The organism is Serratia sp. CY74737 (genome assembly GCF_052166775.1).
Classification (GTDB): domain Bacteria; phylum Pseudomonadota; class Gammaproteobacteria; order Enterobacterales; family Enterobacteriaceae; genus Serratia; species Serratia ureilytica.
In genome coordinates, this window is the sequence record NZ_JBJNOF010000004.1 from 58,540 (window position 1) to 84,312 (window position 25,773).

Annotated in this window: 26 protein-coding genes; 17 read left to right on the plus strand and 9 right to left on the minus strand. The window is 55.8% G+C overall.

Translation table 11 applies throughout. The features are described 5' to 3' along the window. Window positions 1-419: 419 nt before the first annotated feature. Complete coding sequence (locus ACJ8PE_RS06430) at window positions 420-1,331, plus strand: hypothetical protein (RefSeq protein ID WP_197793125.1); 912 nt, start codon at window positions 420-422, stop codon at window positions 1,329-1,331. A 380-nt stretch (window positions 1,332-1,711) separates the two neighbouring features. Here ACJ8PE_RS06430 and ACJ8PE_RS06435 read toward each other — a convergent pair whose 3' ends face one another. Further along, a complete protein-coding gene (locus tag ACJ8PE_RS06435) occupies window positions 1,712-2,173 on the minus strand; it encodes a hypothetical protein (protein ID WP_197793126.1) in 462 nt (153 codons plus the stop codon). A gap of 610 nt (window positions 2,174-2,783) precedes the next feature. On the opposite strand from ACJ8PE_RS06435, the gene ACJ8PE_RS06440 reads away from it, so the two are divergent. Next, window positions 2,784-4,088: an MFS transporter gene (locus ACJ8PE_RS06440; protein ID WP_404769007.1), complete on the plus strand. Its 1,305-nt coding sequence runs from the start codon at window positions 2,784-2,786 to the stop codon at window positions 4,086-4,088. An 89-nt stretch (window positions 4,089-4,177) separates the two neighbouring features. Here the strand turns inward: ACJ8PE_RS06440 and ACJ8PE_RS06445 are convergent, their stop codons facing one another. Continuing rightward, window positions 4,178-4,417, minus strand: a complete 240-nt coding sequence (locus ACJ8PE_RS06445; RefSeq protein ID WP_273873161.1) for a tautomerase family protein — start codon at window positions 4,415-4,417, stop codon at window positions 4,178-4,180. Window positions 4,418-4,480: 63 nt separating this feature from the next. On the opposite strand from ACJ8PE_RS06445, the gene ACJ8PE_RS06450 reads away from it, so the two are divergent. Together ACJ8PE_RS06450 and ACJ8PE_RS06455 are read left to right on the plus strand one after the other, a co-directional pair. Then, window positions 4,481-4,948, plus strand: a complete 468-nt coding sequence (locus ACJ8PE_RS06450) for a winged helix-turn-helix transcriptional regulator (RefSeq protein ID WP_033642428.1) — start codon at window positions 4,481-4,483, stop codon at window positions 4,946-4,948. Window positions 4,949-5,006: 58 nt separating this feature from the next. Then, entirely contained in the window at window positions 5,007-5,438 is a 432-nt protein-coding gene (locus tag ACJ8PE_RS06455) for a hypothetical protein (RefSeq protein WP_099784360.1), read from the plus strand. Here ACJ8PE_RS06455 and cynR read toward each other — a convergent pair. Beyond that, on the minus strand, window positions 5,362-6,312 hold the full coding sequence (gene cynR / locus ACJ8PE_RS06460) for a transcriptional regulator CynR (protein WP_099784358.1): 951 nt from the start codon (window positions 6,310-6,312) through the stop codon (window positions 5,362-5,364). The two genes, ACJ8PE_RS06455 and cynR, sit on opposite strands and share 77 nt — an antisense overlap. A 111-nt stretch (window positions 6,313-6,423) precedes the next feature. On the opposite strand from cynR, the gene ACJ8PE_RS06465 reads away from it, so the two are divergent. The 4 genes from ACJ8PE_RS06465 (at window position 6,424) to ACJ8PE_RS06480 (ending at window position 8,627) form a co-directional block, all read left to right on the plus strand. Then, window positions 6,424-7,077, plus strand: a complete 654-nt coding sequence (locus tag ACJ8PE_RS06465) for a carbonic anhydrase (protein WP_004939026.1) — start codon at window positions 6,424-6,426, stop codon at window positions 7,075-7,077. Between the two features lie 19 nt (window positions 7,078-7,096). Further along, window positions 7,097-7,567, plus strand: a complete 471-nt coding sequence (cynS, locus tag ACJ8PE_RS06470) for a cyanase (RefSeq protein ID WP_197793129.1) — start codon at window positions 7,097-7,099, stop codon at window positions 7,565-7,567. A gap of 233 nt (window positions 7,568-7,800) precedes the next feature. Then, entirely contained in the window at window positions 7,801-8,058 is a 258-nt protein-coding gene (locus ACJ8PE_RS06475) for a YjhX family toxin (RefSeq protein ID WP_004939031.1), read from the plus strand. 62 nt (window positions 8,059-8,120) lie between these two features. Further along, entirely contained in the window at window positions 8,121-8,627 is a 507-nt protein-coding gene (locus ACJ8PE_RS06480) for a GNAT family N-acetyltransferase (protein ID WP_197793130.1), read from the plus strand. A 323-nt stretch (window positions 8,628-8,950) separates the two neighbouring features. Here the strand turns inward: ACJ8PE_RS06480 and ACJ8PE_RS06485 are convergent, their stop codons facing one another. After that, window positions 8,951-9,847 carry a LysR family transcriptional regulator gene (locus ACJ8PE_RS06485; protein WP_197793131.1) on the minus strand — a complete coding sequence of 299 codons (897 nt, stop codon included), beginning with the start codon at window positions 9,845-9,847 and terminating at the stop codon, window positions 8,951-8,953. A 132-nt stretch (window positions 9,848-9,979) separates the two neighbouring features. Between ACJ8PE_RS06485 and ACJ8PE_RS06490 the strand changes: the two genes are divergently transcribed. Further along, complete coding sequence (locus tag ACJ8PE_RS06490) at window positions 9,980-10,711, plus strand: isochorismatase family protein (protein ID WP_197760137.1); 732 nt, start codon at window positions 9,980-9,982, stop codon at window positions 10,709-10,711. A gap of 31 nt (window positions 10,712-10,742) precedes the next feature. Here the strand turns inward: ACJ8PE_RS06490 and ACJ8PE_RS06495 are convergent, their stop codons facing one another. Continuing rightward, a complete protein-coding gene (locus ACJ8PE_RS06495) occupies window positions 10,743-11,090 on the minus strand; it encodes an antibiotic biosynthesis monooxygenase family protein (protein WP_197760136.1) in 348 nt (115 codons plus the stop codon). Window positions 11,091-11,265: 175 nt separating this feature from the next. On the opposite strand from ACJ8PE_RS06495, the gene ACJ8PE_RS06500 reads away from it, so the two are divergent. The 5 genes from ACJ8PE_RS06500 to ACJ8PE_RS06520 all read left to right on the plus strand — a co-directional run bounded on the left by ACJ8PE_RS06500 (window position 11,266) and on the right by ACJ8PE_RS06520 (window position 16,986). After that, window positions 11,266-11,949 carry an ArsR/SmtB family transcription factor gene (locus tag ACJ8PE_RS06500; protein ID WP_197793132.1) on the plus strand — a complete coding sequence of 228 codons (684 nt, stop codon included), beginning with the start codon at window positions 11,266-11,268 and terminating at the stop codon, window positions 11,947-11,949. A gap of 74 nt (window positions 11,950-12,023) precedes the next feature. Then, complete coding sequence (locus ACJ8PE_RS06505) at window positions 12,024-12,731, plus strand: glutathione S-transferase N-terminal domain-containing protein (protein ID WP_033642416.1); 708 nt, start codon at window positions 12,024-12,026, stop codon at window positions 12,729-12,731. Between the two features lie 131 nt (window positions 12,732-12,862). Beyond that, on the plus strand, window positions 12,863-14,290 hold the full coding sequence (gene phoA, locus ACJ8PE_RS06510) for an alkaline phosphatase (protein ID WP_197793133.1): 1,428 nt from the start codon (window positions 12,863-12,865) through the stop codon (window positions 14,288-14,290). A gap of 460 nt (window positions 14,291-14,750) precedes the next feature. Further along, the gene (locus ACJ8PE_RS06515) at window positions 14,751-16,331 is read left to right on the plus strand and encodes a malate:quinone oxidoreductase (RefSeq protein ID WP_033642414.1); all 1,581 of its coding nucleotides are present in this window, start codon (window positions 14,751-14,753) and stop codon (window positions 16,329-16,331) included. Window positions 16,332-16,536: 205 nt separating this feature from the next. Next, window positions 16,537-16,986 (plus strand): helix-turn-helix domain-containing protein, encoded by a 450-nt coding sequence (locus ACJ8PE_RS06520; protein WP_042784011.1) that lies wholly within the window; start codon window positions 16,537-16,539, stop codon window positions 16,984-16,986. A 74-nt stretch (window positions 16,987-17,060) separates the two neighbouring features. Here the strand turns inward: ACJ8PE_RS06520 and ACJ8PE_RS06525 are convergent, their stop codons facing one another. From ACJ8PE_RS06525 to ACJ8PE_RS06540, 4 genes are all read right to left on the minus strand, one after another. Next, window positions 17,061-18,101 carry a fimbrial protein gene (locus tag ACJ8PE_RS06525; RefSeq protein ID WP_197793134.1) on the minus strand — a complete coding sequence of 347 codons (1,041 nt, stop codon included), beginning with the start codon at window positions 18,099-18,101 and terminating at the stop codon, window positions 17,061-17,063. Between the two features lie 11 nt (window positions 18,102-18,112). Beyond that, on the minus strand, window positions 18,113-20,728 hold the full coding sequence (locus ACJ8PE_RS06530; RefSeq protein WP_197760133.1) for a fimbria/pilus outer membrane usher protein: 2,616 nt from the start codon (window positions 20,726-20,728) through the stop codon (window positions 18,113-18,115). A 27-nt stretch (window positions 20,729-20,755) separates the two neighbouring features. Beyond that, on the minus strand, window positions 20,756-21,439 hold the full coding sequence (locus tag ACJ8PE_RS06535; protein ID WP_004939085.1) for a fimbrial biogenesis chaperone: 684 nt from the start codon (window positions 21,437-21,439) through the stop codon (window positions 20,756-20,758). 66 nt (window positions 21,440-21,505) lie between these two features. Further along, entirely contained in the window at window positions 21,506-22,033 is a 528-nt protein-coding gene (locus ACJ8PE_RS06540) for a fimbrial protein (protein ID WP_004939088.1), read from the minus strand. A 514-nt stretch (window positions 22,034-22,547) separates the two neighbouring features. Between ACJ8PE_RS06540 and ACJ8PE_RS06545 the strand changes: the two genes are divergently transcribed. The 3 genes from ACJ8PE_RS06545 (at window position 22,548) to ACJ8PE_RS06555 (ending at window position 25,686) form a co-directional block, all read left to right on the plus strand. After that, entirely contained in the window at window positions 22,548-23,264 is a 717-nt protein-coding gene (locus ACJ8PE_RS06545; protein WP_016928483.1) for an EAL domain-containing protein, read from the plus strand. Between the two features lie 21 nt (window positions 23,265-23,285). Continuing rightward, window positions 23,286-23,876, plus strand: coding sequence for a LuxR family transcriptional regulator (locus tag ACJ8PE_RS06550; RefSeq protein WP_004939094.1), 591 nt, complete (start codon window positions 23,286-23,288; stop codon window positions 23,874-23,876). Between the two features lie 184 nt (window positions 23,877-24,060). After that, the gene (locus ACJ8PE_RS06555) at window positions 24,061-25,686 is read left to right on the plus strand and encodes an FMN-binding glutamate synthase family protein (RefSeq protein ID WP_004939096.1); all 1,626 of its coding nucleotides are present in this window, start codon (window positions 24,061-24,063) and stop codon (window positions 25,684-25,686) included. Window positions 25,687-25,773: the final 87 nt, after the last annotated feature.

Sequence of the window (25,773 nt, forward strand, 5' to 3'; positions counted from 1 at the left end):
CTTGAGGATAGCATGCCAAAATTTATGCGGGAAATACCAGTTAAATGGTATAGTCCATGTCCAAAAAAAACCAGAAGAATTAATAACATTGTAAATAATAAATACCTATTACTAATAGCATGGTCCTCGGTCTGATAAGCAACGAAAGATGGTGCTTGTGAGATGAAAAATGAACTTCAAATCAAATTTGGCCAACGTGTTAGAGAGTTACGCAATGAGCATGTTTGGTCATAGGAAGAGTTCGTTGATAAGTGTGAGCTAGATCGCAATTATATAAGTGGGGTTGAGCGTCGGGTTAGGAATCTCACCTTAGAAGTGATAAATTTACTTGCTATCGGTTTGTCCATAACAATAAAAGATTTTTTAATTCCTTTTAAAATTACACTAGTGGAAAATAAAATTAATTTGAGGAATACTTTATGAAGCAGCAATCACTTTCCATTACGCCTATAGCAATAAAAGAAGTAGATAACATTAGCATGGGCATTCTCCCAAATGGAGAAACATTCCTATCCCTTCAAGGGCTAGCTAGATTTTGCGGTATGGCTCCGAGCTCAATAATTCAATTAGCACAAGACTGGGAAAAAGGAGAAGCTCAAGGACGTCAAAGGGGAAGGCAATTAGAAGAGCTAATAAAAGAATGGACGGAAACTGAACAAGCTCCAGATAGTTTATATGTACAATTAAGTAGTAACAATTCAATAACAGGGACTATACACGCAGTTCCTGAGCAAATTGTTATGGCCATAACCGACTATTATGCTCATTTTGCACAGGTAAAAAAAGATGAAGCCATAATAAACTATCGAAAAGCAGCCAAATTTGGTTTGCGCAAATATATATATGAGCGTCTGAGCTATAAAGAAACAGACGCCATATCAAAGAGCTGGTCATTATTTCAAGAACGAATTCTATTAAATGAGACCCCGCGAGGGTACTTCACGATGTTTGATGAGGCAACATCGATAATAGCCTCATTAATAAGAAATAACATTGTTGTCGATGATTCCATTATGCCAGATGGTAGTTTAGGAAGTCATTGGGGCCGTTATTGGAGAACAAACGCCCTTGCAGAAAAGTATGGGGAACAAATAAAAATAAGGCATAACTTTCCTGAGTCTTATAGACAGTTAGACCCAGAAATAAATGCATATCCCCATAGTGCACTTTCAGAGTTTAGGGGTTGGTTTGAAGACATATACTTACCTGAAAAATATCCTGAGTACGTAAAAAGGAAAGTCAAAGATGGTAAAATAATGTTGGAATCAATCCCACTATTATTGTCAGCAGTAATGCCACCAGAAGTTTCTGAAAAAAGATTGCTTAAGTAACAACTTCTCGAGCTCATTTTAAATTTTAATATGAGCTCTAAATATATTCCGCATACATATACATAGTAGGAAAGAGTAACACTGCTTTGTAACGATAAGAGAGATGTATAGTACAATAGGAAATTGAACCCTCAAATAATTAAGAGTTAGTATTGAAAGTCCATTTAAAAATCAAATATACTAGTGCGATCCATAACATACTCTTCGCGATAGAGTTAATGCTCTCCAGTCTTCACTTAGCATTATCTATTTTATAGTAAAGCCCTGATGACAATTTTTTCAGCATCTTTAACCTCAGCACCTCATCAAATTTAGCATACCTAGAAAATGCATCTATTAAATTTTTCTTTAATGAGCTATACGATTCAAAATGCACATCATTAGACATTTTTGTAAAAAAAACAAACCATTAGCAAGCCGATAAATATTAAAATTGAATCTAAAAAACCACTAGCTTTGGCCAAGCCACCGATAGCAATCAAAACACCAGGAATAGTAAATACTTTACTTTGACTTGATGAAACAAATTCATTTATTTTGGATGTGTACTCAAGATTCTTTTGATCTAATTCGTTCAATATTTTGTTGACAGAGAATCTTTTCGTATAGAGATCCAGCAATTCATTGTATCTTTTATAGAGCTTAGCACTTTTATTTATTAGAGAGGTGATGCTTTTATTATCATCCTCTTCGAGAACATCCAACAAAGCTGCCCTCATTATAGATATTCTTTCTGGAGATTGCGCATCATCTATAGATAATACTTTGATAAACTCTAATGCATTTTTTAGGTTGATGTCGCAGCCATTTTTCCCTAAGACATCCTTCATAGAACAGGACATATTTATAAATAACTCTTTTCCCCCAGAGTCATTAGGTACGAAAATAACACAATCCTTATCAACATGGTGGTTAGATATTTTTGCGACTACAAATAGCTAAAACAAATTCACAAAACACATTAATTATCGGTATCCATTAAAATAAAAAATGAAATTTATTCTCGCCAGATACCGCTCCAGGTACGAATAAATCGCACTTGAATGCCCCTTGGGAATCATTGATACAGTCAATACACCGCTATTTAATTCTATTTCTTTCCGACTATCGCCACATATTATGCTATACGCGACATTTTGTGATCGCCTTCTTAAATACCTCGAATCTTTAGATGATTAATGCGCCATAGCTCACTAAATAAAAATTAAACACACTGCCCACAAAAAGATAAAAAATAAATAAAAACAGTAAAATACAGACAAAAAGAAAAATCAAACTGCCATTCATCCGTTAGTTGTCCTCATATTGCATAGGATTGTACATACAAGTATATGTAAAGGAGACGTTGCCATTCTGTTGCCGCTTCGGGCGGTGGTTATCGCCGTCCCGGATAACGCCACCACGGCCAGAAAATAATAACAACACACCGTCCACCTATCGCGAGAGATAACGATGAACACTGCTGAAAACGCATTGCCCAAAAGCCAAACGGCGGAGAAAGGCGCGGTAAATTACAAAGTCATTGTCGGCGCCAGCCTGGGCAATGGCCTGGAGATTTTCGACTTCACCGTATACAGCTTCTTTGCCGCTATCATCGGCAAACTCTATTTTCCCAGCGACAGCGCCTACGGCTCTTTGCTGATGTCGGTAGCGGTATTTGGCGTCGGCTTTATCATGCGCCCGCTGGGCAGCATGGTGCTGGGCGCTTACGCCGACCGGGTCGGCCGCAAGGCCGCCATGCTGATGACTATCGTCTTGATGGGCATCGGCACCGCCCTGATCGCCTTCGCACCGACCCATGCGCAAATCGGCGTTCTGGCGCCGGTGTTGATCGTGATCGGCCGTTTGATTCAGGGCTTCGCCGCCGGCGGTGAAGTCGGCTCAGCCACCACGCTGCTGCTGGAATCGGCCGGCGCCAACCAGCGCGGCTTTTTTGTCAGCTGGCAGGCCATCAGCCAGGGCGTCAGCGCCCTGCTCGGCGCCTCTTGCGGGTTGGCGCTCACCTATTTTCTGCCGGAAGAGGCGCTGTATGTCTGGGGCTGGCGCGTACCGTTCATCATCGGCCTGCTGATCATTCCGGTCGGCGTGTATATCCGTAAGCACCTGGAAGAGACCTACAGCGGCGAACAGCCGGATCGTGCGCGAGCACCGTTGAATCCGGTATGGGATCTGGTGAGCAACCATGCCAAAGACCTGTTGCTGGGTGTGCTGGTCATCATGTCCGGCACCGTGATGGTTTATGTGGTGCTGCTTTACATGCCGACCTACATGATGCAGACCTACCACATCGCCGGCCCGACCGCCTATCTGTTCAGCTGTATCGCCTCCGTGGTGCAGATCGTGGCGGTCTATTACGCCGGGCGCTATGTCGATCGGATACAGAATTACAAAAGGCCGCTGCTGTTCTCCATCTTTGCGGCGCTGATCCTGATTTACCCGACCTTCTGGTTCCTCAGCGCCACGCAAACCCTGTGGCTGGCGATCGTTTTCCGCATCCTGCTGATCGGCGCGCTGGGGATCAACATGCTGGCGAGCACCATGCTGATCGTCTCGGCATTACCACGCCACGTGCGCGCCACCGGCACCTCGATGATTTACGCCTTCGGCGTGACGCTGTTTGGCGGCTCGGCGCAGCTGATCGTCACCTGGCTGCTGGAGACCAGCGGCAACCCGCTGGCGCCGGCGTGGTACGTGACCGGCATGCTGACCGTCAGCCTGATAGCCACTTTGCTGTTCCGGGAGCGTCACACCGAATAAAGTGCCGTCAATACCGATTCTGCCGCAGGCGGTAAACGCCTCTGGAGCGAGAAGACATTCCCGCCTGCGGACACGCGCTCAGACTGGCGTCATTTCGCGCACTCGCGCGGCGGGAACTTCGCGGCAATCATCGCCGCCGTCGGCTGCACGCCGCCCAGGCTCCATTGTTCGGGCGCATGTTCATCGATTCGGACCCAAACCGACTGCCTGAACGCCGGATCGCCTCGCCCTTCTATCTCTACCAGCAGTTCGGTAATGCGGGACAGCAATTCGCTTTTTTGCCGTTCATCCAGCATGCCTTTCACCGTTTGCACATTAACAAATGGCATTATACTCTCCTTGAATATAGATGAGTCTAAAAACAAGACTTAGGTTAGCGAAGGAAAATGCCCATGTCAAAATCTCCCGATCTCCCTACCGTTTCTCTTGCCCTGTGCGGGCTGGCACAGGCCGCGGATCTGCTTGGCGATCGCTGGACGTTACTGATCCTGCGCGAGTCATTCTACGGCGTCCGCCGTTTTGAAGAGCTGCGCGAGAATATCGGCGCTTCACGCCAGGCGTTGAGCAACCGTCTGAATGCCATGGTAGAACAAGAACTGTTGGCCAAACGCGCTTACCGGGAGCCGGGCGAGCGCGAACGACATGAATATGTCTTGACGGACAAGGGGCGCAGCCTGGGGCCCATCCTGGTTGCGCTGATGGCGTGGGGCCACCGGCATATTCTGCATGACAGCCCCCACGTTCAACTGGTGGATAAACGCAGCGGGCTGCCGGTGCAGCTGGCATTTATCGATGCGCAGGCGCACGTAGTGCCTGAAGACGCGCTGCAAATGTCGGCCGTTGAGCTCCCCCCGGCCTGACTTACCCATTCTGGTCTACGCTTGATACCAGACTGATTTAGGACAAGGATGCTGAACCATGCCACACCTCTATAACACCGCGCTGCTGATCGGTGCCGCGCTGAGCGCCATCGCCGCCCTGCTGCATATTTGGGTGATCGCCGCCGGGCCGCGCGGCTATCGGCTGTGCGGCGCCGGCGATCGCTTCATTAAGGCGGCGGAAGCGGGTAAAAAGTTCCCGGCCGTCGTCACCGCCGGCATCTCGCTGGTGCTGTTTATTTGGGCGCTGTACGCACTGTCCGGCGCGGGCCTGATCGCACCGCTGCCGCTGCTGCGGCCCGCGCTGTTTATTATCACCTTTATCTACCTGCTGCGCGGCGTCGCCGGCCCTTTCGCCCTGCGCGATACCGGCCGCAGCCAACGCTTCATCGTCGTCAGCTCGCTGATTTGCCTCGGCTTCGGGCTGGTGCATCTGCTGGGGATGACGCAGCGCTGGAGTGCGTTGGCGTAACGCCCTGTTCCTGCAAGACGGCGATAAACGCCTGCGCGGCGGCGCTGCGGTAAGCACCTTGGCGCTGCAGCAATACCGCCTGACGGGCCGGCATGGCGTTGGCCAGCGCCACCTTTTTCAACTGCCGGTTCTCGCGCGCAATCGCGGCCGGCAACAGCGTGGCGAGCTGCCCGCGCCGCACGATCTCGACGATGGCGCCCAGCGCATTGGCCTCCACCGCCACCTGCGGCCGAAATCCCAGCTGTGTGCAGTAGCGATCGATAAACTGCCGCGTGGCGAAGTCGCCGCTCAGCAAAGCCAGCGGCAGATGTTGCCACTCCGCCAGCGTCAGCGGCCGACGCCGCGCCGCCAGGGGATGGTCGGCGCCGACCATCAGCTCCAGCGTCTCGCTGAACAACACCGAGGCTTCCACGTCCACCGACTGCGCCATCTCAAAGGCAATCCCCAGATCCAGCCGATCCTGCGCCAGCAGCGCCTCGATCCGCTCTTGCGCCATCTCCTCAATGCTCAGCGTAATCCCCGGGTAACGGCGATAGAACGCATCGATCGTCGGCCCCACCAGATAGGCGGTGAACGTCGGGGTCATCGCCAGCCGCAGATGGCCGCGCGCCAGCGTCGCCACGTCATGGATCGCCCGCGCGCCGGCGTCCAGATCCTGCAGCGCCAGGCGCGCATAGCGCATCCAGGCCTCACCGGCGTCGGTCAGCTGCACCCTTCTGCCGCTGCGATCAAACAGCGGCGCTCCCAGCGCATCCTCCAGCTGTTTGATCTGTTGGGAGAGCGTCGGTTGCGAGACGTGCAGCGCTTCGGCGGCGCGGGTGAAATTGCCCTGTTCGGCCACGGCCAGAAAATAACGGATATGTCGCAGCAGCATAGCGCCCCAACTATTAGTAATACCTATAGCCATCATTATAAATGGGTCTTAGATCCTATAGCCAGAAGCGTTCATCATGCCGTCATCGCTTACCCCCCAGGGAGAAAAACAATGAAAGAGGTGATTGAGGGCTTCCTGAAGTTTCAGCGCGAAGCCTTTGTTGAACGCACGGCGCTGTTTCAGCGGCTGGCGACCCGCCAAAATCCGCGCACCCTGTTTATCTCGTGTTCCGACAGCCGCCTGGTGCCGGAGCTGGTCACCCAGCGCGAGCCGGGCGATCTGTTCGTGATCCGCAATGCCGGTAACATCGTGCCTTCTTTCGGCCCCGAACCCGGCGGGGTGACCGCCTCGGTCGAGTACGCGGTCGCCGCGCTGGGCGTGGAAGATATCGTGATCTGCGGCCATTCCGACTGCGGCGCGATGACCGCCATCGCCACCTGTCAATGTCTGGATCACCTGCCGACGGTCGCCGGCTGGCTGCGTTACGCCGATTCCGCCAAGGCGGTCAATCAGGCTTATCCGCATGTCTCCGACGAGGCGCGGGTCGCTTCAATGGTGCGCGAGAACGTCATCGCCCAGCTCAACAACATCAAAACGCACCCTTCCGTCGCCCTGGCGCTGGATCAGGGCCGCCTGACGCTGCACGGCTGGGTCTATGACATCGCCAGCGGCGCTATCGAGGCGCTGGACGGCGAAACCCGCCGCTTCGTGCCGCTCGCCACCCATCCCGAGGTGACCGCCACGCCGGCGATCGCCCGTTTTTAAGCCAACAAAAGGAGCCAACATGACACACTCTCTGCATAACGCCGCCCCGCGCGAAGCGCTCACCGACACCATCATGGCCGCCAAGATCCGCCATAACCTGACGTTCGAAGCGCTGGCCGAGGGCACCGGCCTCAGCCTGGCGTTTGTCACCGCCGCCCTGCTGGGGCAGCATGCGCTGCCGGAACCGGCAGCGCGCACCGTAGCGGCCAAGCTGGGGCTGGATGACGAAGCGGTGCAGCTGCTGCAAACCATCCCGCTGCGCGGCAGCATTCCCGGCGGCGTGCCGACCGACCCGACCATTTATCGTTTCTATGAAATGCTGCAGGTCTACGGCTCCACGCTGAAAGCGCTGGTGCACGAGCAGTTTGGCGACGGCATCATCAGCGCCATCAACTTCAAGCTGGATATCAAGAAGGTCGCCGATCCGGACGGCGGCGAACGCGCGGTGATCACCCTGGACGGCAAATACCTGCCGACCAAGCCTTTCTGATTGGCCTTGCGCCGGCGGCCCGCGTCGCCGGCAAATTGACAGCCAACCGGCCATTGGCTACATTAACTGCGCTTAAACGCCGCCCTGGCGTTTTTCACTGCCCGAGGCCTGTATGTTGGAGATTGTAACCACCCGATAGTCGCTTCCTTGCCGCATGGCGAGGGACTCTGACGTATCCGACGCGCGTTTGCGCGGGGATGCGCGTATCTGGGGTTATTACAGGATCTCCCAACATGAACATTTCCAAAGCGGAACAACGCGTGCTGCACGTGTTGGCCAAAGGCGGTTATATCGCCTTCACCCGCAACGACGCCGGTCGCGTCACCCACGTCGAATGCTACACCCGCGAAGGGCTCGGCCTGGCCGACTGCTCGCTGGCCGTTTTTACCAAGCTCAAAACCAAACGCCTGATCCTCTCTCGCCAGGGGCGCCCTTATCGCGTCACCTTCGCCGGGCTCAAGGCCGTGCGTGCGCAGCTGGATAACCGTTAATCATCGATACCGGCCGGGCAGGCAGCCCGGTCGGCTCAGCCTTATTGAATCAGGATACAACCATGAACATCACGTTACGCCACGAAACGCCGGCCGACGCCGGCGCCATCGCCACCCTCACCGCCGCCGCATTCTTGCACGCCGAACACAGCAGCCACACCGAGCAGTTTATCGTCAATGCGCTGCGCGCGGCGGGAGCCCTCACCCTGTCGCTGGTCGCCGAACGCAATGGCACACCGATCGGGTACGCGTCCGTCTCGCCGGTCGCACTCAGCAACGGCGCCGCCGGGTGGTACGGGCTGGCGCCGGTGTCGGTGCTGCCGGCCTGTCAGAACCTGGGGATCGGCAGCCGGCTGATCCGCCAGTTGCTGGCCGAGCTGCAGGAACGCGGCGCCGCAGGCTGCGTAGTGCTGGGCGAGCCGAACTATTACGGCAGCTTCGGCTTCCAGGCGCAGTGCGCGCTGACCCTGCCGGGCGTGCCGCAAGACTACTTCCGCGCCATCGCCTTCCAGGGCGCGCTGCCGTGCGCGGAGGTCACCTTCCACAACGCGTTTAACGCCGAAGCCTAACCCTGTTGCCGGCGCCGTCATGGCACCGGTTTTCAGTCCCGTTCGCCATAACGCAAGACGGCCATCCCTTCTTCTTCCGCCGGGAAAAAAGTACTGTGCCAGGCGCTCAAACTCCGTTTCGCTCAGTGCAAACGGGTTGCAGGATGGGTTTGCATAACGTTCTCCGGTCGTTGCCGGAGGGGGATAAAAAAACCCGCCTGCAGGCGGGTTTTTATTGGCGACACACGCGCTACCCCACCCTCTGGAGAAGGGTGATAATCATTTGCGCGAATGGGCGGTAGGATTTTTTCATAGCTAATGAATATGACAACCGTGCAGCGTTGTCAATTCGCCGTCATCAATCCCTGTTCTCGCACAAACTCGGTGAATAAACTCACTTTCTGCTGCACATGCCGGCGCGTCGGGTAAACCGCGAAGACCTGATGCACGTCGGCAATCTGTTCAGGGAACAGCCGCACCAGCCTGCCGGCAGCGATCTCGGGATCCGCCACAAACGACGGCAGCGAACCGATGCCCAGTCCCGCCACCAACATATCCCGCAGCATCAGGCTGTTGTTGGCGATCAGCCGGGGAGTGAACGTCACGCTCAGATTCTCCTCGCCGGCGGTGAACTGCCACTGCCCCGGCTTTTCTGCCAGGGAATAGGCCAGACAGCAGTGTCGCTGCAATTCATTGGGCGTTCGCGGCACGCCGTGCTGCGCCAAATAGCCGGGCGCGGCGCAAATTCGCTGGTGCACGTCCCCCAGCGCCCGGGCGCTGAGGGAAGAATCCGGCAGTCGGCGGCGAATGCGCAAGGAAATATCGAACCCGGCCGCCACCACGTCCAATACCCTGTCGTCCAGCGTCAGTTCGACCTGCAGCTGCGGGTAACGTTGCATAAACGGCGGCAGCAGCGGCGACAGCACCGTCAGGCCGAACGAGAGCGGCGCATTGACCCGCAGCGTGCCGGAGACCTGCTGCGCGCTGGCGGCAACCGTCTGCTCCAGCGCGTCGAACTCGCCAAGCAACCGGCAGGCTTCCTGGTAATAGAGCTGCCCGGCTTCGGTCAGACTCATGCTGCGGGTGGTGCGCACCAGCAACAGCGTCCCCAACCGACTTTCCAACTGCTTAATCTGCTTGCTCAACGCCGCCGGCGTGATCGCCAGATCCTCCGCCGCCTTATAGAAACTGTTGCGCTCAACCACGCGGCGAAAGGCGCGCATCGTCAGTAGCACGTCCATATTATGTCCCACAGGTTAATTATTAATTCAATAAAACACAGATTATTAACCTCAACAACCTCAGTAGACTTTATTCAACCACTTCCCTGAGTGGGAAGTGAATTTAATCTACTGATAATCATGGAGTTAATAATGAAAAAGACCCTGTTCGCCCTGATGCTCGGCCTGAGCGCCGCCACCGCCCCCGTCGCCGCGCTGGCGCAATCCCCCGCCGCCGACAGCCGCCAGACGGGTTATGTGCAACCGCTGACCGCCGACAACAGCCTGTTGCTGCTGGTCGATCTGCAGGACATGTTCGGCATGACCATTTCCTCTATCGATCAAACCAATCTGGTGAATAACGCCGCCGGCATCGCCAAGGCCGCCAAGGTGTTCAACGTGCCGACCATTCTGGCCTCGGCCAACGCCAAAAGCTTCGCCGGGCCAGTATTCCAGCAGGTGACGCAGGCACGTCCGGATCTGCAGGTGTACGATCGCACCGCCATCAACGTCTGGCAGGATCGGCGCGTAGTGGATCTGATCAAACAATCCGGCCGCAAGAAAATCATCATCGGCGGATTGTGGACCGCCAGCTGCGTGATGCTGCCGGCGCTGTCCGCTCTGGGCGAGGGGTATGAGGTTTATATCCTGTCGGACGTCACCGGCGACATTACGCCAGACAGCCAAAACAACGCCATGCAGCGCCTGATACAGGCGGGCGCCACGCCCATCAACTGGGTGGCGTTGATGCTGGAATGGCAGCAGGACTGGAGCCGCAAAGCCACGGCGGGAGGCGTATTGCAGATCGCCCGCGACCACGGCGCCGCCTGGGGGATGGGCGCCAGCTACGCCGGAGCAATGAAAGTGGGCAGCGAAGCGAAATAGCAGACGAAAGCCCGCCGCCGGCGGGCTTTTTTCAGGTGCGGTGATAACAACGGCTATCCTGTGGCGCCTGGTCGCGGCTCTCCAGCCCGTAGTCCCGCACCACTTCCGCCACCCGCAGCCGATACTGCGCCAACACCTCGCCACGGCCGCGCGCCTGCGCCGCCCGGTGCTGTTCGAGATTGCGCCACTGTTGCACCGCCGCTTCGTCGCGCCAAAAAGAGAGCGACAGCAGGCGCGCAGGATCGGCCAGGCTTTGAAAGCGCTCGATGGAAATGAATCCGTCGATCTGCGCCAGCAGCGGCTTCAGCGCCGCCGCCAACTCCAGGTAGGTCTCCCGCTGCCCATCGGCGGCCTGTAGTTCAAAAATCACGGCGATCATTATCTTCTCCTCTCAACGGTAAAATTCCGGTACGCGCGCAGGGTAAGAATGGCGCCACTGCACCGGTTTCAACGCCCGCTCATCAATATCCAGCGAATACGGCCGCTCAGCACCAAAGTGCGATGACCACAGGCTAGCAATGGACGCACAGCCATACTTCGTCTAACCTCAAAATATGCATAACATCGAGATAGAAGATCGTTTATCGGCGCTGAGCGCCGCCATCGCCGACCGCACCCGAGCGCGCATGCTGTGCCTGTTGATGGACGGGCGCGCCTACACCGCCACCGAGCTCAGCGCGGCGGTCGAGGTCGCCCCGTCCACCGCCAGCGCGCATCTGGCAAAACTGCTGGAGCAGCAGTTGATTGCCTGCGTCAAACAGGGGCGCTATCGCTATTTCCGGCTGGCCGGGCAACCGGTGGCCGCAGCGCTGGAAGGCCTGATGGCGCTGGCGGGCGTGCCGCGCCCGTCGGTGAAAAGCCGCACGCCCACCTCGCTGCAATATGCTCGCACCTGCTACGACCATATGGCGGGCGAGGTGGCGGTGAAGCTGCACGATCGGCTGCATGCGCTGAACTGGCTGACCGGCGAAGCAGACTACCGGTTAAGCGACATCGGTCAGGCCGCGCTGGCGCGGCTGGGCGTCGATTGCTCCCCCGCCCCCACCCGCCGCCGCTTCGCCTGCGGCTGCCTGGACTGGAGCGAACGCCGCTCTCACCTCGGCGGCGCGCTGGGCGCCGCGCTGTTAGCCGCCTTTATCCAACGCGGCTGGATCCTTCGCCGGCTCGACAGCCGCGAGCTGCAGCTGACCCCCGCCGGTAAAAAAGCGCTGGCCGCACATTTTGACCTCACGGTGTAACCCGGCGACAGGGTAGTTTTACTGCAATACTCTAGGGGTACGCTTAAGCGACCCCGCCAACCCGAGGAGTTTCCATGCTCGATTCCACCCAATTCCCGATCGTCAAACGCTGGCCGGCTCAGCATCCAGAACGGCTGCAGCTCTACTCTCTGCCGACGCCGAACGGCGTCAAAGTCTCCATCATGCTGGAGGAGATCGGACTGCCTTATGAAGCGCACCTGATCGACATCGGCAACAACGAAACCTGGACGCCGGAATTCCTGGCGCTGAACCCGAACGGCAAAATCCCGGCGATCATCGATCCCGACGGCCCCGGCGGCCGGCCGCTGCCGCTGTTCGAATCCGGCGCCATTCTGCTCTACCTGGCGGAAAAGAGCGGCCGTTTCCTGCCGCAGGACCCGGCGCAGCGTTACGAAACCATTCAATGGGTGTTCTTCCAGATGGCCGCCGTCGGCCCGATGTTCGGCCAGCTCGGTTTCTTCCATAAATTCGCCGGGCGCGAATATGAAGACAAGCGGCCGCTGGAGCGCTACAAAAACGAATCGAAACGCCTGCTCGGCGTGCTGGAAACGCGCCTTGAAGGCCGCGACTGGATCATGGGCGCGGAGTACACCATCGCCGATATCTCGCTGCTGGGTTGGGTGCGCAACCTGATCGGCTTCTATGAGGCGCGCGAACTGGTGGAGTTCGACAGTTTCCCCCGCGTCGCGCAGTGGCTGGAGCGAGGTCTGGCGCGCCCGGCGGTGCAGCGTGGGCTCGCTATCCCGGCGCGTGCGGCCTGATCGTCAAACGGGATGGCCGCCGGGCCCTCCCGCCTTCCGCTGTCATAAAATTGTCATCCCTCTGCTCTACTCTCCTTTCGTAACAATTTGATGTTATTTACATTGTTGTATTACGACAAGGAGCTTACCCCATGCAACCTGCTGTATCCCTGATCACCGGCGCCGTACTGTCCGCCCTGCTCTGTTCCTCCGCCATCGCAGCGGAAACCTCGGCCAATGCCGATGGCCTGACCGATCGTGCCGCGCGCGGCAACCTCGTCGAACCGGGCGGCGCCCGCCGTCTGGCCGGCGATCAGACCGCCGCGCTGAAGGCGTCGCTGTCGGACAAAACGGCGAAAAACGTGATCCTGCTGATCGGCGACGGCATGGGGGATTCCGAGATCACCGCCGCGCGCAACTACGCCGAAGGCGCAGGCGGTTACTTCAAGGGCATCGACGCCCTGCCGCTGACCGGACAATACACCCATTACTCGCTGGACAGGAAAACCCACAAGCCGGACTACGTGACCGACTCCGCCGCCTCCGCCACCGCCTGGGCCACCGGGGTGAAAACCTATAACGGCGCGCTCGGCGTGGACGTGAACGGCAAGGATCAACCAACGCTGCTGGAGATCGCCAAGGCGGCCGGCAAGGCCACCGGCAACGTCTCCACCGCCGAGTTGCAAGACGCCACGCCGGCGGCGCTGGTCTCGCACGTCATCTCACGCAAGTGCTATGGCCCGGAGGAAACCAGCGAGAAATGCGCCGCTAACGCGCTGGAAAACGGCGGCCGCGGCTCCATCACCGAACAACTGCTGAAAACCCGCGCCGACGTCACGCTGGGCGGCGGCGCGAAATCGTTCAACCAGCTGGCGAAAAGTGGCGAATGGCAAGGAAAATCGCTGAAGGACCAGGCGGCGGCGCAGGGTTATCAGTGGGTGAGCAACGCCGACGAACTGCAGGCCGTTACCCTCGCCAACCAGCAAAAACCGCTGCTGGGGCTGTTCGCCGACGGCAATATGCCGGTGCGTTGGCTGGGGCCGAAAGCCAGCTACCACGGCAACCTCGACAAACCAGCAGTGACCTGCGAAAACAACCCGGCGCGCACCGCCGCCACGCCAACGCTGGCGGCGATGACCGAAAAAGCGATCGCGCTGTTGAAAGACAACCCGAACGGCTTCTTCCTGCAGGTGGAGGGCGCGTCGATCGATAAGCAGGATCACGCCGCCAACCCGTGCGGGCAGATTGGCGAAACCGTCGATCTGGACGAAGCGGTACAAAAAGCGCTGGCCTTCGCCCGCGCCGACGGCAACACGCTGGTGATCGTCACCGCCGACCACGCGCACGCCAGCCAGATCGTCTCCGCCGACGCCAAAGCGCCGGGCCTGACCCAAAAGCTGACCACCAAGGACGGCGCCCCGATGACCCTCAGCTACGGCAACTCGGAAGAGGAGTCGCAGGGGCACACCGGCACCCAACTGCGCGTCGCGGCCTACGGCCCGCACGCCGCCAACGTAGTGGGCCTGACCGATCAGACCGATCTATTCTTCACCATGCGCGATGCGATGGGTATCAAGTAACCGTCTTCTGAACGATGGCCGCCCGCGACGGCGGCCATTTATTATTGGTTACCGCTAGGTATTTGCAATTTAACCGCAATTATTGTGTGATAACGAAATAACGTCTAATTACGCGACAATTAGCCCCTGAAGATAACGCGGTTATACGGCCTTTCTTCCCTCTCTGTTTATTCCTGCGACAGCAACCGGCCGTTTTTTGCTTATATTCATTTTTTTTAGTTACAAAAGTAGTTTTTAACATTCTCGCAAACAATAATACCCCGCCAGTAACGTGAACCGATCAATTTGCATCCGGACGGCCTGCAATAGTTCACTTTTCGTTAAATACCCTATTAACAAAAAGGCATTATTGCTGCCTATCGGCTTTCGCCGGGCGGTCGGCTTCATTATTTCCAGGGTAACTCCCGCTAAATTCTTTCACCTGCAATGAGTAGAATTTACACACAAGAGATTTAATTCAATGAGAAAATTACTCGTCCTGATTTTCAGTCTCAGCCTGTTTGGCGTTACGCAACAGGCGGCGGCTGAAGAGAAGAATAAAACCGTCGACGTGGTTCTGATCGGCGGCGGCATCATGAGCGCCACCTTGGGTACCTATCTGCATGAGCTGGAGCCGACCTGGACCATCGACATGTACGAGCGCATGAACGGCGTAGCGGAAGAGAGTTCCAACGGCTGGAACAACGCCGGTACCGGGCACTCCGCCTTCAGCGAAATGAACTACACGCCGGAAAAAGCCGATGGCACCATCGACATCAGCAAGGCGGTGAAGGTCAACGAGTCTTTCGAAATCTCTCGCCAGTTCTGGTCTTATCAGGTGAAAAACAATGTCCTGAAAGATCCGAAATCTTTCATTAACAGCGTGCCGCACATGAGCTTCGTGTGGGGCGACGACAACGTCAACTTCCTGCGTAAACGCTATGCGGCGCTGCAGCACAGCACCCTGTTCCGCGGCATGGAATACTCCGAAGATCCTGCGCAGATCAAGCAGTGGGCGCCACTGGTGATGAACGGCCGTGATCCGGCGCAGAAAATCGCCGCGACCCGCATGCCGCTGGGTACCGACGTCAACTTCGGCGTGATCACCCACCAGCTGGTTGACGCGCTGAGCGCCAGCGACAAGTTCAAGCTGAACCTGAGCCACGAAGTGCGCGACATCAAGCGCAACGCCGACCAGACCTGGAGCGTGACCGTTGCCGATCTGAACCGCGACGGCAAAGAAACCACCGTTAACGCCAAGTTCGTGTTCATCGGCGCAGGCGGCGCGTCCCTGACCCTGCTGCAGAAGTCCGGCATCCCAGAAGCCGACGGCTACGGCGGCTTCCCGGTCGGCGGCCAGTTCCTGGTCACCACCAACCCGGAGATCGCCAACCAGCACCTGGCCAAAGTGTATGGCCTGGCCAGCGTAGGTTCACCGCCGATGTCCGTGCCTCACCTGGATACCCGCATGCTGGACGGCAAGCGCGTGCTGTTGTTCGGGCCGTTCGCCACCTTCTCCAGCAAGTTCCTGAAGAACGGTTCACTGTTCGATCTGATGCACTCGCTGAGCACCTCGAACCTGATGCCGATGACCCACGTCGGTCTGGATAACTTCGATCTGGTGAAATACCTGGTCGGCCAGCTGATGATGAACGACGACGACCGCTTCGCCGCGCTGAAAGAGTACTTCCCGGACGCCAAGCAGGAAGACTGGAAGCTGTGGACCGCGGGCCAACGCGTGCAGATCATCAAGAAAGATGCGGATAAAGGCGGCGTGCTGCAGTTCGGCACCGAAGTCGTCAGTTCTGAAGACGGCAGCATCGCCGCTCTGCTGGGCGCTTCGCCGGGTGCTTCTACCGCTGCGCCGATCATGCTGCATCTGATGGAAACCGTGTTCAAAGACAAAGTGGCGACGCCGGAATGGCAGAGCAAGCTGAAAGAGATCATCCCGTCTTACGGCCACAAGCTGAACGGCGATATCGAGATGACCAACAAGATCCGCGGTTACACCAGCAGCGTGCTGGGTCTGAACTACATTGAAGTGAAACCGGAAACTAACTGATTCCCCGTGGTTTCCTGCTGACAAGGCCGCTTTATGCGGCCTTTTTTCTATACCCCTGCCGCTCAAAGAGCATTTTTGGCCACCTATTTACCCCCGGTTTACCCTTGCGTAACGGCGTAGTCACGCCTATTATCAAAGTATATTCTTGGATAATTAAGCTAAGTCACTGTGACCTGAATGTCGTTTTTGCGGGAGAACTAAAACCATGGATCGCGTCAATATCATTCACGATTTACTAGACTGGATTGAAACTCATCTGGACCAACCGCTGCTGCTGGATAACGTCGCCGCCAAGTCAGGCTACTCCAAATGGCACCTGCAGCGCATGTTCCGCAGCACCACCGGCCACGCGCTCGGCAGCTATATCCGCGAGCGGCGCCTGTCGCAGGCGGCGCAGGCACTGCGCTCCACCCCACGACCGATCCTGGATATCGCCCTGCAATACCACTTCGATTCTCAGCCGTCGTTCTCGCGCGCCTTCAAGAAACAGTTCGGCAAGACCCCGGCGGTGTATCGCCGCACCACCCGCTGGGACGTCGCGGAGTGGCCGGCGCAGACGCAGACTGAGCAACACCGCGACGCCCCCGCCTTACCACACTGGTTTGCCGGCAAATTGCCGGAAGGCGTATGCACCAGCTGGATGGGGCTGCGTTAATCCTCATGGTAAAGGCACAAAAAAGGGTTCAGTTCGCGAGAACTGAACCCTTTCTTTATTGACGAGACACCGAATTATTTGAAGGTGACGTCAATATTCGCCGATGCGCTGAACGGCCCCACTTTCGGGTTGGTGCTCAACCATTTCAGGCTGGCCATAAAGTTCTTTTCAACGATGGTGCCGTTGACCAGGCCCAGATCGACCGGACTGTTCATCATGATCGGCGTATTCGGCGTCGCCGCCTGCGAGATCAAAATCCCGAAACCGCTGTCGCTGGTCGGCAGGATCACGCTGTTATCCTGCAGTGGATAGGTGGTGCTGAAGCTGGCCTGCAACGTTTCACCTTTGCAATCCTGACCGGTCGTCGGATCGGACATATTGGCGGCGACCGAGAACGGCACCTGTTTCTCGATTTTACCCACCACCGCATTCTGACGCGGGATAGTGCCGAAATTCACCGTCGAGCCGTTGTTGGCCACCACGGTGATTTTCGGGTTGCAGGAAATAAACTGAATATTGCCTAGCCCGGAAATGTAGGCGTTAAAGTTACTGTTCGGCGTGCCGTTCAAGCCGCCGACGCCATCAACCTGAAATACCGAGTACGAGTTGTTGTCGTTGATCTTGCCGCCGGCCGGCGGCGCCTTGCCGGTTGCTTTAATGTAGATGGCGTAAGACACGGTTACCGTCAGCGATCTGGCCGGAGACAAACAACGGTTGCCCGAACGGCGACATTCCGTGCCGGGACCGACGTCCTGACGCGCACCTTTAGTCGGTTTGACATCAATCCCCTGATAAGTGACACCCACTTCGATCGAATTATGGATCTGACTCATCCGGGACTGCGGATCCCAGTACAGGTAGGCGTTCTCCCCTTTCGGGTTGTTCCAGTCATCCGTACATTGGAATGTCGAAGTAAAGGTCTGCGAACGCCACAGCAACGCGCCCGGCGCGGTATTGGCGGTCGACACCTTGATGGCTTTATCCAGCACGATATCCTGGCGAATGCTGCCGTTCTGCTTACAAGACAGCGCATAGCTGCTCTGAGAAAACGCGCCCAGCGTGACCAGCAGCCCAGCCGCCAACCCGAGATTCTTGTGCTTTAACAAAGAAGACATATCCTTTCCTTTTACGGTTTTCCGCAGGTCAGCGAAAGTTCCTGATAACCCATCAGCTGTTCGGTCGCCGCTTTCAATTCCGGCACCACCAGTGAGCAGCTTTCGCCCGCGTCGTTGCCCCATTTCACCAGCAGGCGATCCCCTGCGGAAGCCCCTGAAATATAAATATCGCCGTTGGTACCGACAGTACCGTTGTTCTTGCCGTCCGCACTGAAGACGTTGGCGCCAATCGGCGGTACGCTGCCGTCGGCCATCTTGCTGTGCACCAACAGGCTTTGGCCCGTGTGCGTTTCAAACTTCACGCGGGTGATTGCGCCGTAAGTCGGCACCACGTCTCGCGCCGCCATCGGGATATCCAGGCCGTTGCCGATATCTTCGGTGCGCAGCGCCACGCGGTTATGACGGTATGGCGACGCAGAGGTCATTACCGCGTAACCGAAGCGGTCGATGGCGACGCCCGGTTGGTTTTCGATGCGAACGCCTTTGGCGTCTTTGGCTTCCACCAGCACAAAGGTGTTCTGCAGCGGCTGGGTCAACGTCACGCCGCCGGAGTGCGCGACGATGCCACCCGCCACGCCCAACGAAGATTGTTGATAATCTTTGCTGTAGCTGTAACCGGCATTGATGTTCCCCATGCTGCCCTGGTAACCGACGTTGGCCGAGCTGGTTTGGCCCGAATAACGATCATGGCCGCTTTGCACCGCATAGTTCAAGCGGTTGTCATCCAGCGCGGTACCGCTCAGGCCGGCGCTGTAGGTATTGCCGCTCTGCTTGCTGTGGCCGGCGTTGAAGCTGGCGGTCATGTCCGACGAATCCTTGCTGAAGAAGCTGAACGGAATCGATACGGTCAGGTTGACGCTGCGATCTTTATAGCCGTAGTTGCTGCGGCTGTCCTGATAGAAGACGCCATAGCTGATATTTTTATAGCTGCTGTTGAAACCGGTCTGAACGGTGCGATCTTCGCCGGACCCGCCCCAGTAAGACTGGTTGCTGAGGTTGGCGTACAGCGTCGAATTACCGGCGATGCGCTGGTTGACAGACAGCTCAACGCGCTGGCGTTTGTTGTTGAACCGGCTGGTATAATAACTGCGACGGCGCGACTCCGCCCAGTCCGGCACGCCCAGGTTGCGATCGTTTTGATCGTAGTAATCGTTACGGTAATAACCGTTCTCATAGCGTTCGCGCTCGGCAACCGCATCGGAGAAATCATAATAGCCGGAGGTCGAGTAACGGTAACCGGCAATGCGGAATTCCGTCCCCCAATCGTTGAGCGACTTGGAATACAGGAAACGGAAACTCTCCCCCTGCTTGTCATCGCCGTTCACCAGGTTGGTGTCGGAATAGGACATATCAAAAGAGACAGCCCCCCAGTTCCCCAGGTTTTTACCGAGGCCCACGACCGCTGAACGGTAGTTTTCCGCCACCAGCACGCCACCGTAAGGCGTGATGTCATACGCCATACCGTGCGACAAGGTGCCTTGGACAAACTTGGGCTGATAGCGGCTGGTGCCGTCGTGGTATTTACCGGCGGTCAGCTGATAGTTCCAAATCCCTTCGCGCAGCATGTTCGGCACCGAGGAGAATGGCACGACGAATGAGGTTCTCGAACCATTGGCTTCGATGACCGTCACGTCCAGGTTACCGCTCAGGGTGCTTGGGAAAATGTCCGTCAGTGCAAACGGCCCTGGCGGCACGTTGGTGCTGTAAATGGTATAGCCGTTCTGACGCACTTCAACGCGTGCGTTGGTCGTCGCCACACCGCGCACCACCGGCGCATAGCCGCGCTGGCTTTCCGGCAGCATGTCGTCGGCGCTGGACATCTGCACACCGCGGAACTGAATGCTGTCGAAAACATTGTTATTGGTGTTGGTCTGGCCGATCACCAGACGGCTGCGCAGAGAAACGATGTCCGTTTCCGCCCAGCTGGAAATGTTCTTCCAATGCGTACCGGCGCCCGACTGTTGGTTCAACGTCGAGTTGTTGCGCAGGCGCCAATCGCCAATATTGAGGCCATTGTTAAGGCTCAGGAAGTAATAGTCGGAAGTCTTGTCGTTCTGATTGTTGCCGTAGCGGTTATGAGTGCCGCTAAAGTTATAGTTAACAAAGCCGGCATTGATGCCGCGATCGTAAACTTTCGGCGAAATGGCGCCTTGCGGGCGCGGGATCAGAAATACCTGCGGCACTTCCAGATCCATTCGCTGTACGGCGGCGTCATAGCTCAGCTTGGCGCCGGAGATCTGTTGTGGCAATGCGTAGCATTGCGCGGCACCGGCGGTGGTCAGATCGCCGGGCAGCTTTACGCCGTAATCCTGATAGTCCGCGGCCGTCAGGCACGGCGCTACCGGAGAGTCCTTGGATTCTTTCTTGAACTCGATTTCACGGTGATCGATACGCTGCCCGTTGAGATAGATATCAAACGGATATTTACCCGGCAGAATGTCATCCCCGCTGGCCAACGACGCCACCTGGGCGATGTTGTCATCGCCATGGATGAAGGAGGTGTTGAACTGCTCCTCCGCCATGGCCATATGTGAGAATGAAAAAGGCACAGCAGAAAAATAAATTACACCATTAATCAGCTTCACCAAACGTTTTGGCGCGAGGGTTGTTATTCTTTTGTGTGCCATTTCTTTCATTCCTTGAAGTGCTTCAAATCAATTCAGTGCGACGTTTTTAATCTCGGTGTGACCGCCATAGTCGTTGATATAGGTAAACGACATATTGTTGGCCGATTGCGCCCCCTGAGGCAGGGAAATACGCAGGCTGTCGTGTGGCTTGACCATGTCGGCGTTCACTTTCCAGCTCTTGCCGCCGCTCTTCAGGTTCAACACGCCCAGCGTGACGAACAGCGGGCCATCGTTGGTCACGACCAAGTTGCCGCCCTGGCGCTTCCACTTCAGCGCTTCCGCCTGCTGTTGCAAGTTGGTTTTCAACGAATCCGGGCGATAGAACAGTTTGATACGAGTACGGATCGCCACCTGCAGCACGTTATCTTGCTTAGGCGTTGGCGGAATTTCCTGTACGTTGACCCAGAGCAGAGATTCTCTGTCCTGCGGCAAACCGCTGCCGGAATAGATAAAACGCAAAATGGCGTCTTTCTTGGCAGCCAGCTTCAAAATGGGTGGCGTCACCACGATCGGCAAATTCTTAGGCATCTGGCTTGCATCGCCAGTATCCAGCCAGGTTTGCACCATGTAGGTATCGTCGCTGTCATTGCTGATTGAGAGCGATGCGGATTTACTTGCGCTGTTATAGATGACACGCGTCGCATCAACCTGAATGCCGGCAAAGGCATTAACAGAGAATGCGAATAAAATACCAGTCAGAATTTTTTTCATCGGAATGTCTCAACTCTCAAAATTTAGCCATCCTTGGCCAATAACTCTATCTATCCTGCCAGCGAATTATTTGTATTCGATGGTGAAGGTAGCGTTAGAGTTTGCCTGACCGGCAGTTACCAGATCCTGGAAGGATTTGTAACGAGCGCGCAGGTTGAAAGTCGCAGCGCCTGGGTTATCGCCATCAGCAGCAACAGTTACGGTAGCTGGGGTAGCCACTTCCTGAGAGATTGGCAGAGTAGAACCGTTGTTATCCAGAATTTCAACGCCAACGCCAGTTGCGCCGCCAGTTACAGCCAACAGCTCTGGGTGGCCAGCAGGAGTGTTACCGTCGAAACGCAGGGTGTAGTTACCCGCTTCACATTTCTCCAGGCTAATATCGAAAGCTTTAGCACCGCTGGTAGAACCGGCAGTTGGGAAAGCGGTGGTAGGATATTTACCCAGGTAAACTTCTTTATTCTGGTCTTTATCAACAACTTTACAGGTGGACTGTACAATTTCACCGGTGAATTTAACGTTGCCGTTTGCTGCCATTGCATTGGAAGCAGTTGCAGACAATACCAGGGCAGCCAAAGGCAATAATACTTTTTTCATTTCCAGCTCCATAGAACAATAAAATAATCGATTCAGTGGCGGGCTTATATATATATTGCCGCCACTGAGCATACACTCAGCGATAGCACTCCCTTGCTGAAAAGGAGCGTTGCCTCGATGAACTCATTGCCGGACGAAATATAGACTAAGCATATTCTTAATGTTAAATCGTTTAAAACATTCATAAGCCCCCTCTTGATAGGAATAAACTATCGGCGGATACCTATCGATCGATGTTGACGATTCATATGAATAGGAATAATCTGTGTTTGGGAAAGCTGCAGAGTTCAACATTTTGCGTTAAGGCCTGAAAATCAGAATATTATCCCGAATATTTACATTTAGTAACAGATTGCGACGTTTGGACTTTGGCACGAATTCCGCGTTAAATAGTCTGTCGACACGTTTCGGCCATCCTGACGCTTTAAATAAGAAATTTACCAAAAAATACGGAGTAACTTTCTTTTTAATCATTTAAAATCAACAAGTTAAATATCAATCCAAGGATTGGGAAATGAGCGGTTCTTTCAGAGAGAAAAATAACGGCATTAATTATGTTTTTCAGCCAATGTTCGCGAAATCGGGACAATTGCTGGCCGTTGAATGCCTGTCTCGCTTTACGTTTAATAGCGAATATGCCCATTTTTCTCCTGAACAGTTCTTTCGCCATGCCGACAGCGCTACCCGGATTGAGATTTTGATGGATCAGATCAATCTGATCGATAAATACAAACACTGGTTTCATGAAAACCAAGTGATAGCCACTTTGAATGTTGACGATTATTCCTTGCAATCGCTGGCGAATACTCACTTTGCCGAAAGAATTAATGCCCTGCGCTGTATTCATTTTGAGATCAGCGAGAATTCAACCCGGCTGGTGAAAGATCGCGTGCACGGCGATCCGTCCTTGAATAGTTATTCATTTTGGCTCGATGATTTTGGTTCTGGCTATGCGGGTTTTTCCGCGTTGTACAACAGCCAGTTCCGCTTCGTTAAGCTCGATCGTTTTCTGCTTTGGGACTTTATGAAAAAGTCCGGCGGCGAGGGCTTGATGCGCGCGTTACTGCGCTTCTTTTACCTTAATCATTACAAGGTAATTATCGAAGGAGTTGAAACTCCCGAACACAAGAAATGGCTGGATGAAATGCCATATTACGCACTGCAGGGAAAGCTGTGGAAGGAATCCAGCATCAAGGATTTGAACTCGCTTCTTACAGCTGAATACTTTTAACTCGGTATTGGTGTTTGCCCTATGTCTAAAAACAACGTTCTTGTGATTAGTGAGTGTAAGTACAGCTATGTTGGCCTGTCGGTGCTGCTGAAGAAACACTACGGCGCGTACGATATCCGCCTGTTTTCCGATTTCATGCACGGCGGCGCCAAAGCGGAAAAGATCACCAAGCACGATATCGCACTGATTTTCACCTCGCAAAACCTGGAGCAGAGCGTCAACGTGATCGAAAGCCTGGTGTCCCTGCACCAGCAGTACAACAGCAAAACGCGCCTGTTGGTGTTCTATGACGACGAGCGCGTGGTGAAACTGCTGTCGATCCTGGGGATTTCCGTCGAGTTGGTCTCCACCCGCATTCCGCTTTATTCGCTGCAGGAAAAAATCCAGCGGCTGCTGGAAAGCAAAGAGCCAGGCGGTATCCGGGTGCAGAAAACCCGCGAGCTCAGCCCGGCGGAAAGCGACGTGATCTTCAATCTGCTGCGTGGCGACAGCCTGCTGCATATCGCGGAAAAACGCGGCACGCACCCGAAAACTATCTTCTCGCAGAAATACAGCGCGATGAAAAAGCTGCGGCTGCGCAGCATGAGCACCATCTTCGTCGCCGGCAAATAGCACGCCCTGGTTTGTTGCGCGGTACGCCGCGCGGCAACCCGCCCCCTCGCCGAGTTAAATTAATGTAACAACCGGCGACAAAGCAGCAACAGACACACAACATCCTCTCCTGTTGGCTACGATTTGCACACGGATTATCCGTGAGTCATGTCGTGTGGATTAAAAATAAACATCAGGAGATGTTATGAAGTCGTCCTTATTCAGCCGCTATACCTGCTTTGTGCTGAGCATCTTGCTCACCCTGGTTTTCTTGATCATGATGCACAACCATCCGTGGTTCTGGCTGCCGGCCCTGGCCTGCGGTTGCCTGATGGTGCTGGGTATCTACGATCTCACGCAGCAGCGCCACGCCATTTGCCGCAACTACCCGATCATCGGCCGCCTGCGCTTCTTCTTCGAGTTCATCCGCCCGGAACTGCGCCAGTATTTCCTCGAGCAGGATAATGAAGAGATCCCGTTCTCCCGCACCCAGCGCACGTTGGTGTATCGCCGGGCGAAAAACGAGATGGGCGACAAGCCGTTCGGCACCCTGCTGGACGTGTACCAAACCGGTTATGAATGCATCGGCCACTCGATGCGGCCGGTGGAAGCCGCCGATCCCACCAGTTTTCGCATCACCATCGGCGGCGCCGACTGCCGCCAGCCCTACTCCGCGTCAATCTTCAACATTTCGGCGATGAGCTTCGGCGCGCTCTCCGCCAACGCCATTCGCGCACTCAACCTCGGCGCGGCCAAAGGCAATTTCTACCACGACACCGGTGAGGGCAGCATCAGCCGCTATCACCGCGAAAACAACGGCGATCTGGTGTGGGAGCTGGGCAGCGGCTATTTCGGCTGCCGCACCGCCGACGGCCATTTCGATCCGCGCCGCTTTGCCGAACAGGCGCAAAGCCCGCAGGTGAAAATGATTGAAATCAAGCTCAGCCAGGGCGCCAAACCGGGCCACGGCGGCATTCTGCCGGCGAAGAAGGTGGATGCGGAAATCGCCGCCACCCGCGGCGTGCCGGAAGGCGTGGATTGCATCTCGCCGGCCTCGCACAGCGCCTTTACCACCCCGCTGGAAATGATGCAGTTCATTCAGCAGCTGCGCGAGCTGTCAGGCGGCAAACCGGTCGGTTTCAAGCTGTGCATCGGCCACCCGTGGGAGTTCGTCGCCATCGTCAAGGCAATGCTGCACACCCGCATTCTGCCGGACTTCATCGTGGTGGACGGCAAGGAAGGCGGCACCGGCGCCGCCCCGCTCGAACTCTCCAACTATATGGGCATGCCGCTGCGCGAAGGGCTGCTGTTCGTGCATAACACGCTGGTGGGCTGCGGCCTGCGCGACCAAATCAAGATTGGCGCCAGCGGCAAGATCATCAGCGCCTTTGACATCGCCAGCGTGCTGGTGCTCGGCGCCGACTGGGTGAATTCGGCGCGCGGCTTTATGTTCGCCGTCGGCTGCATCCAGTCGCAAAGCTGCCACACCAACCACTGCCCGACCGGCGTCGCGACGCAAGATCCGCTGCGTCAGAAGGCGTTGGTGGTGCCGAACAAGGCGGAGCGCGTCTATCACTTCCATCAAAATACGGTGAAAGCGCTGGCGGACATGCTGGCGGCGGCTGGCGTCAGCCGCCCGGAGCAGCTGACCTCGCACCATATGCTGCGCCGCATCACGCCGACCGAGATCAAGGTGTACGCCGATATCTATTACTACCTGGAGCCGGGCGCGCTGCTGCAGCCGGAGATCAAAAGCGAGTTCTACGCCCGCATGTGGCGCATGGCGACGCCCAACAGTTTCGATCAGGCAATCTCGCTGCCGGCGGCATGATGGGATAAGGAATAAAAAGAGAGTTGCCCCCTCGCCTTGGGGAAGAGCATATGGAGAGGGGTTGCTTGCTACGGCGGCCCTCCCCCT

Coding starts and splice junctions, on each gene's coding strand:
- ACJ8PE_RS06430 (WP_197793125.1), top strand. CDS start 420: ATGAAGCAGCAATCACTTTCCATTACGCCTATAGCAATAAAAGAAGTA.
- ACJ8PE_RS06435 (WP_197793126.1), bottom strand. CDS start 2,173: ATGTCCTGTTCTATGAAGGATGTCTTAGGGAAAAATGGCTGCGACATC.
- ACJ8PE_RS06440 (WP_404769007.1), top strand. CDS start 2,784: ATGAACACTGCTGAAAACGCATTGCCCAAAAGCCAAACGGCGGAGAAA.
- ACJ8PE_RS06445 (WP_273873161.1), bottom strand. CDS start 4,417: ATGCCATTTGTTAATGTGCAAACGGTGAAAGGCATGCTGGATGAACGG.
- ACJ8PE_RS06450 (WP_033642428.1), top strand. CDS start 4,481: ATGTCAAAATCTCCCGATCTCCCTACCGTTTCTCTTGCCCTGTGCGGG.
- ACJ8PE_RS06455 (WP_099784360.1), top strand. CDS start 5,007: ATGCCACACCTCTATAACACCGCGCTGCTGATCGGTGCCGCGCTGAGC.
- cynR (WP_099784358.1), bottom strand. CDS start 6,312: ATGCTGCTGCGACATATCCGTTATTTTCTGGCCGTGGCCGAACAGGGC.
- ACJ8PE_RS06465 (WP_004939026.1), top strand. CDS start 6,424: ATGAAAGAGGTGATTGAGGGCTTCCTGAAGTTTCAGCGCGAAGCCTTT.
- cynS (WP_197793129.1), top strand. CDS start 7,097: ATGACACACTCTCTGCATAACGCCGCCCCGCGCGAAGCGCTCACCGAC.
- ACJ8PE_RS06475 (WP_004939031.1), top strand. CDS start 7,801: ATGAACATTTCCAAAGCGGAACAACGCGTGCTGCACGTGTTGGCCAAA.
- ACJ8PE_RS06480 (WP_197793130.1), top strand. CDS start 8,121: ATGAACATCACGTTACGCCACGAAACGCCGGCCGACGCCGGCGCCATC.
- ACJ8PE_RS06485 (WP_197793131.1), bottom strand. CDS start 9,847: ATGGACGTGCTACTGACGATGCGCGCCTTTCGCCGCGTGGTTGAGCGC.
- ACJ8PE_RS06490 (WP_197760137.1), top strand. CDS start 9,980: ATGAAAAAGACCCTGTTCGCCCTGATGCTCGGCCTGAGCGCCGCCACC.
- ACJ8PE_RS06495 (WP_197760136.1), bottom strand. CDS start 11,090: ATGATCGCCGTGATTTTTGAACTACAGGCCGCCGATGGGCAGCGGGAG.
- ACJ8PE_RS06500 (WP_197793132.1), top strand. CDS start 11,266: ATGCATAACATCGAGATAGAAGATCGTTTATCGGCGCTGAGCGCCGCC.
- ACJ8PE_RS06505 (WP_033642416.1), top strand. CDS start 12,024: ATGCTCGATTCCACCCAATTCCCGATCGTCAAACGCTGGCCGGCTCAG.
- phoA (WP_197793133.1), top strand. CDS start 12,863: ATGCAACCTGCTGTATCCCTGATCACCGGCGCCGTACTGTCCGCCCTG.
- ACJ8PE_RS06515 (WP_033642414.1), top strand. CDS start 14,751: ATGAGAAAATTACTCGTCCTGATTTTCAGTCTCAGCCTGTTTGGCGTT.
- ACJ8PE_RS06520 (WP_042784011.1), top strand. CDS start 16,537: ATGGATCGCGTCAATATCATTCACGATTTACTAGACTGGATTGAAACT.
- ACJ8PE_RS06525 (WP_197793134.1), bottom strand. CDS start 18,101: ATGTCTTCTTTGTTAAAGCACAAGAATCTCGGGTTGGCGGCTGGGCTG.
- ACJ8PE_RS06530 (WP_197760133.1), bottom strand. CDS start 20,728: ATGGCACACAAAAGAATAACAACCCTCGCGCCAAAACGTTTGGTGAAG.
- ACJ8PE_RS06535 (WP_004939085.1), bottom strand. CDS start 21,439: ATGAAAAAAATTCTGACTGGTATTTTATTCGCATTCTCTGTTAATGCC.
- ACJ8PE_RS06540 (WP_004939088.1), bottom strand. CDS start 22,033: ATGAAAAAAGTATTATTGCCTTTGGCTGCCCTGGTATTGTCTGCAACT.
- ACJ8PE_RS06545 (WP_016928483.1), top strand. CDS start 22,548: ATGAGCGGTTCTTTCAGAGAGAAAAATAACGGCATTAATTATGTTTTT.
- ACJ8PE_RS06550 (WP_004939094.1), top strand. CDS start 23,286: ATGTCTAAAAACAACGTTCTTGTGATTAGTGAGTGTAAGTACAGCTAT.
- ACJ8PE_RS06555 (WP_004939096.1), top strand. CDS start 24,061: ATGAAGTCGTCCTTATTCAGCCGCTATACCTGCTTTGTGCTGAGCATC.